Below are 6,633 nucleotides of genomic sequence, written 5' to 3' on the forward strand. Positions count from 1 at the left end.
TCTATTCTGATTTTAAATCTACTATTTTGCTTAAGAATAAGTAAAAAATAAATATTTCACACTTTATGATTTTTCGTCTACTAAATCAACTTTTTGTTGATAGTATTTATAGGTTTCTAATTGCGCTCTAAATATAGGCTGGTCATTTCTTTCACGGTATTTATTATCCAATTTATAAGAGTGGTACCGAGCTTTTACATTACCCTTCCATCCTAAATCAAAGTTGTCAATTAATTCGTCTTTTATCCCTTGGTCATAAATAGGACAGGTCACTTCTACCCTACCGTCAAGATTTCGTCTCATAAAGTCTGCTGAGGAAATAAAAACTTCCGTTTGCCCAGCATTTCCAAAGATGTAAATTCTAGAATGCTCTAAATAATTATCAACAATACTAATAGCCTCAATATTTTCACTCATTCCTTTTATACCAGGTATAAGAGCACAAATACCTCTCACCTCCAATTGTATTTTTACACCCGCGTTACTGGCTTCATAAAGTTTATCGATCATTTCAAAATCAGATAAACTATTCATTTTTAATTTTATATGTGTTTTTCGGCCAGCGCGTGCATGAAGAATCTCGCGGTCAATCAGTTTATAAAACCTCATGCGAGTATAATGTGGCGACACAATAAGATGCTTGTAGCGATGTATCCTATAATTAATATCAAAAAACTCAAATATTTTAGCAATATCTTTTAAAATCTGTTGATGGCTGGTAAAAAGGGTGACATCTGTATATATTTTTGCTGTTGCCTCGTTAAAATTACCTGTTGAGATGAAACCGTAACGTTTTATTTTACCTTTTTCAATTCTTTCGATAACACATATTTTACTGTGCACTTTTAAGCCTTTTATCCCGAAGATAAGTTCAATACCTTCTGTTTGCATTTGTTCAGCATAAGAAATATTTGAAGCTTCGTCAAAACGGGCCTGTAATTCTATCTGAACGGTTACTTTTTTACCGTTTTTAGCAGCATTGATAAGTGAGCTAATGATTTGGGAATTTTTTGCTAATCTGTAAAGAGTAATTTTTATAGTTGTCACCTTAGGGTCTAGCGCAGCTTCACGTAGAAATTTAGTAAGATAGGAGAAGGATTGATATGGCGCATTTAATAAATAATCTTTTCGACTTATTTTTTCTAGAATACTACCTTCAAGACTTAAACCTGGAATGGGTAATGGGTCATTTGTTTGATATAAAAGATCGAATCTCCCTAAGTTTGGAAAATTCATGTAGTCTCTTCTATTATGATATCTTCCGCCAGGGATAATACTATCTGTAGAAACAATTTTCATTTTTTCTAAGAAAAAGGCCAGCGTATCTTTTCCTATCATTTGATCGTAAATAAAACGAACGGGCTCCCCTACTAATCTGTCCTTTACACTGATAGAGATTTTTTCAAGCATACTCTTACTCAAGTCGCTATCAATATCTAGCTGGGCGTCACGACTAATTTTTATCATATGTGCCGAAACACTTTCGTAGTCAAAAATATTAAAAATACTTTTTAAATTATGACGAATTACATCATCTATAAGGATAACGTATTGCTTATTAAGGTAGGAAGGTAAAACAACGAATCGATTCATCGTTTTTGGAATTTCGATAATTGCATAACGAACCTCCGAATCTTTTTTCATTACTAACTTGATAGCTAAATAACCTATATTATCTCGTAATAAAGGAAACTCTGATAAATCATTCAGTATAATAGTAACTAATTCCGGACTTAATTGTTGAATAAAGAAATCTTTTAAAAATATTTCTTGCTCTTCAGAAATTTCATCTTCTTTGATAATGAAAATATTTTTAGTTTGAAGTTCGTCTTCAATTTCCTTTAGAATCAATAAGCTTTCTGTTTGATGATTAATTACAATTTCAGTAATGTCTTTGACTAATTGTTGTGCTGAGATGCCTCCAAGAATTTTTTCGCCTGATTTACCAGAGAGACTTAATCTTCTTATTGCTGCAAACCGAACCCTAAAAAACTCATCTAAATTATTTGAAAAAATTCCTAAAAACCGCAGTCTATCTAAAAGTGGTACTGATTCGTCAGCGGCTTCCTGAAGTACTCTTGCATTAAATGCTAACCAACTCTTTTCTCTATCTAAATATTTTATTTCTTGCACTATATGTATTATTTAAAATCTTTTGGAACTATTATTTTTTTGGTTTTAGCCTTCTCAATTTTCTCCCAATAATCCGTATCGAATTGCAAAGATACAAAACCGCAGGTAGGCACATTATTAATTAAAACAGTCCCAAATTTATTAACAAAATTCGTTATTGCTGGATTATGCCCAAAAATAATCAAACTATCAATTTTATTGTCACAGGATTTGATGCATTTTTCCAAATGTTTTTCGTCAAAAGTATAAAGATCTTCTTTATAAACGATGTCTTGGATGGGATATAAAATATTTTGCGCAAAAATTCCCGCAGTGTCCACAGCTCTTTTAGCTATGCTGCTCCAAAGTAGGTACGTTTTAGGGATAAAATCGTGAATATTTAAAGAAACCAGGTGAGCATCCTTAATTCCTCTTTGGTCTAATGGTCTATCAATATCTTGGAGCGGAGCCTCCCAGGAAGACTTAGCATGTCGAATCAATATTAGATTTTTCATAGATAAAATTTTCTAATTAATTTAAATAAGAGTAATGTCGCATAGAAGGTACAATATAATTTAGTGTACTTGCTTTTTTTAATTAAAAACTACATAATTCCATTCGCCTTTTGAAATAATCATTTTATACTTTTTTTGTTTTTATATCACTTTATTAATTAATTAATTTTCGTAAAAAAAATAGATAAACGTTTGTAAACTAAATATTTAACCATAAAAATCTGCTGTTTTATAATAAATTTTTGGCTTAGCAGGAAAAACAATATACTCCTCAAAAAACAATAGGTGAAAACAAAAAAGTCAGCAATAGCTTCATGTCTCGCAGTAAAAAATACATAAAAGCTTTAAAAACAGTGAATTATATTAAATAGTAACGCTACATTATTAATTAATTTGTTAAAATAATTGCTTTAGAATTGCTTTAATAGAGATTAAATTAACAAATATTTAGTTAAATACCGGATTCTAACGATAACTTCTCTGTCTTTTTTAACAAAAAAGTATTAAAAACATGCCGTTTATCGAGTTTTTTGGTTGATAAAGGAAAATGTAATTAATGTTTAGTTAATGTAATTACATTCGTTCATTAATTCACTATTATTTTTTTTAGAATAGTATTATAATGTATCCCCCCAAATCACATTTAAAAATAACATTATGAATAAAATTACTTTTCTTTTACTAACCTTCTTTTTCTTCGTTGGTAATGCTTATTCACAAACCACTTATACCAATTTTAAAGCAGGAGCTGCAGTTATTGACATGGGTATTACGCCTCAAACAGATAATAATGCTTTAAAACCTTATGGCCTAGTATATGAATTAGTAAAAAGTGGAATTCCCATAAATTGGATAATCGACCCTAACAAAAATTTTGGTAGTGAATCAAATAAAGTTGATCAGAAAGACTTTTCAGTTTCGGGTAAAACAACACGTACGGGTACTATTTCAACTGGAAATAAAGACCTAAAAGCAGGACCTTTCTTGATTGCTGCTGAATTCATGGATACAGCGGGACCAATTATTCAATCTTGGGTAACTGCAAATCCTGGACTGACAGTGTATTGGCAGTTAGATGCAATTACTAATGCACCAGTACGAGGAATAATTACTTCATTTCCTAATATTGTAATTTATCCGAAAGATGGAAATTTAAACTCAACAGCTTCAACAGATATTGAAATAGGTTTTTACAATAGAGCAGGAATATTAGGCTCATTTCGAGTTGGAAAGCCTGAAAATCTTACAGTTTGTGACCAGTTTTATGTATTGTCACATCATACAGAGCCCGATAAAAATTGGAGTCAGGCAGATGTAAATATAATACATGACTTTGTTTTAAGAGGTGGAAATGTGTGGATGGGTTGCCATGATGTCAGTATTTCTGAAAGCCTAACAACTACTGGTAAATCAAATTCAAAATTAAATTTTTTATCAACAATAGGCTTGATGCCTTATAAAGATGATGGTTCAACGAGTATCTTCACTCCCACACTTCCTGTACACGAGAAAGGCTTTGATAAGGATAAAGTGCTTTACGATTTATCTTCGGCATCAAATCCTATTATGCAATTTATGGGAAAAATACATAACGCGCTAGATGGTAATTCTGAAAGTGTTTATTTACCTCTTAATAATGGTGCATGGAGGCCAAGCACTACGGTTGGTTTTTATGACCCAACACATCCGGACGTTATTAATAATAAATCTTCTGGAAAAGCAGCTATAATAGCTTATGGTCCAGCTTATGGTAATTCAAACTATGGTTCAGTCTTATATCAAGGCTCACATATAAGCAGCGGTAATAATCCCGAGTGGGTTGGCGAAGCCCGTTTATTTGGAAACTTTCTATTACAATCAGCTTTAGAAAAAGCGCCGCAGATTACTGTGACAAATTTAGCAAATACAGAATCTGCTTGTCCTGCTGCAGTTATTTCTGCTTCCGCTTCAGTTACTGGTGCAACAGGTACTATTACTTATGCTTGGGCGTCTGAAACTTTATCAGGAAACGGCGGTGCACTTTCATTTTCCTCAGCAAATAGTCCTACAACTAATATAACAGTACCTTCTATAATTTCTTCGACTACAATATACAAAGTTACACTAACCGTTAAAAGTACCCCATCCGGCACTTGTGCAAATCCAATTACGGCAAAATATATTTCTACAATCACAGTAAACCCTCCTATTTCAGTGGCGGTAAACAAGGTAGATTTAATATGTAATGGAAGCAGCGACGGCGAAATAAAGATTACGCCTTCAGGAGGAGAACCAACCTACAGTTATGCTTGGTCTGGACCAGCTGCTTTTGCATCTTCAAATAAAGATTTAACAGGTTTAAGAGCGGGTACTTATAATTTAACGATAACTGACCAAAACGATTGTGGTAAGACAATCCAAGTCATACTAACAGAGCCAGCTGTAAGTACTTGCGCTATTCGTAAAGCTAATTGTCCCCCTTCAGATTTAGCTCCAGTATGCAATGATGGTACTGGAGGACAAAAAGCAGTTTCCTGGACTCCGCCAAGTTTTTCATACCAATGTTGTACACGTTTAGAGGCTGATAAATATTCTTATGTCGTGGATTTTAATTTACCTGAAAGTTCATTCAGTTCAAGTTGTTGGACTTTTAATTACACGCAAAGAGTTGGAGGAGGAGATAATTTAAGATTATTTCAATCTCAAGGCAATGTTGGAAGTAAAGAAACCGACTCATTTTTCATCGGTCCACAGCAATACTTTGACAATAGAAACGGAACTGATGTTAATATTGAATTAAAAGACGTTACAAATTCACTTACATGGTCTTTAATAGTACTGAATCCAACTACTAATGCGGTGATTAAAACCTATTCACTACCCAATATTAGTACCAGTGGTAAGAAAACCTTAACCATTCTAAATACAGATGTAGCCAGTGGCTTATATAAATTGAAATTTAATTTTTCAAGCTCTACTATTGGAGGAGGAGATAAAATTGAGGTTGACAGGGTATTTTATAATGCTTATATAGTAGGTACGGCTTGTACAGGGGGAATTAACTTTGCAGTTACTTCTACTCACAAGCCTGGAGATCTTTTTTCTACTGGAACCACTCCAGTTAAATATACAGCAACATATACCCCATTATCTGGAAGCCCAATTGTTGATGAGTGTTTGTTCGATGTTAAGGTGATAGATATCAAAGTTACAGGAGTTACAATAAACCCTACTTGCAATGGAGGTACGGGGAGCGTTGATATTACCGCAACAGGAGGATCTAAATACACATATGCTTGGACAACTGAAAACGGAAGTGGTTTACAACCGACCGACGAAGACCAATCCGGCCTTTCCGCTGGTACATATAATGTAATTGTAACAGATGCTGATAAGTGTGTTTCGCCTGAATTATCAGTAACCATATCTCAACCTGCTTTAGTTAATCCGCCAACTGCAACTGTAACTAATCCAACTTGTGCAGTAGCCACTGGAACGATTACTGTTACTGCTCCTGCCAATGCAACCGGAATTACCTATACTGTTACTGGAACAAATCCTGCTGTAGCAGCTGTAACAAATGCAACTGGAGTTTTTGCAGGTTTAGCCGCTGGTGCCTATAATGTAACAACTACTAATGCAGTAAGCTGTACTTCGTTACCCACTGCCAAAACTATCGCTGCTCAACCAGCAACTCCTGCAGCTCCAACTGCTCCAGTGGATGTAACAGTATGTCAATCTGATGTTGAACAAACTTTAACAGCAACGGCAACCGTACCAGAAGGTGCTACAATCACTTGGTATGATGCACAAACTGGTGGAAACACAACTACAGCAACTTTAATAAGTACTACTGCTGCAACTAAAACAGTATACGCTCAAGCTTCTAACGCAACTTGTTCTTCTTTAACTAGAACTGCGGTTGTATTAACAATAAATGATGCGCCTGCTGCGCCAACTGCAAGCAATCAAACTGTGTGTACAGATGGAACTACAACACAAACTTTAACTGCAACTGCAACTGGTG

The 6,633-nt window shown here is 34.2% G+C and carries 3 protein-coding genes; 1 reads left to right on the forward strand and 2 read right to left on the reverse strand.

Annotation, left to right across the window (positions count from 1 at the left end; genetic code table 11):
- Positions 1-63: 63 nt before the first annotated feature.
- Both ppk1 and ACEN2H_RS11955 read right to left on the reverse strand, forming a co-directional pair.
- Positions 64-2,133: a polyphosphate kinase 1 gene (gene ppk1 / locus ACEN2H_RS11950; RefSeq protein ID WP_441732659.1), complete on the reverse strand. Its 2,070-nt coding sequence runs from the start codon at positions 2,131-2,133 to the stop codon at positions 64-66.
- An 8-nt stretch (positions 2,134-2,141) separates the two neighbouring features.
- Positions 2,142-2,627: a SixA phosphatase family protein gene (locus ACEN2H_RS11955; protein WP_441732661.1), complete on the reverse strand. Its 486-nt coding sequence runs from the start codon at positions 2,625-2,627 to the stop codon at positions 2,142-2,144.
- Positions 2,628-3,284: 657 nt separating this feature from the next.
- Between ACEN2H_RS11955 and ACEN2H_RS11960 the strand changes: the two genes are divergently transcribed.
- Positions 3,285-6,633, forward strand: a 3,349-nt coding sequence (locus tag ACEN2H_RS11960) for a hypothetical protein (RefSeq protein WP_441732662.1), incomplete at its 3' end; no start/stop codon positions are given.

The organism is Flavobacterium sp. W22_SRS_FP1 (assembly GCF_052113685.1).
GTDB lineage: Bacteria > Bacteroidota > Bacteroidia > Flavobacteriales > Flavobacteriaceae > Flavobacterium.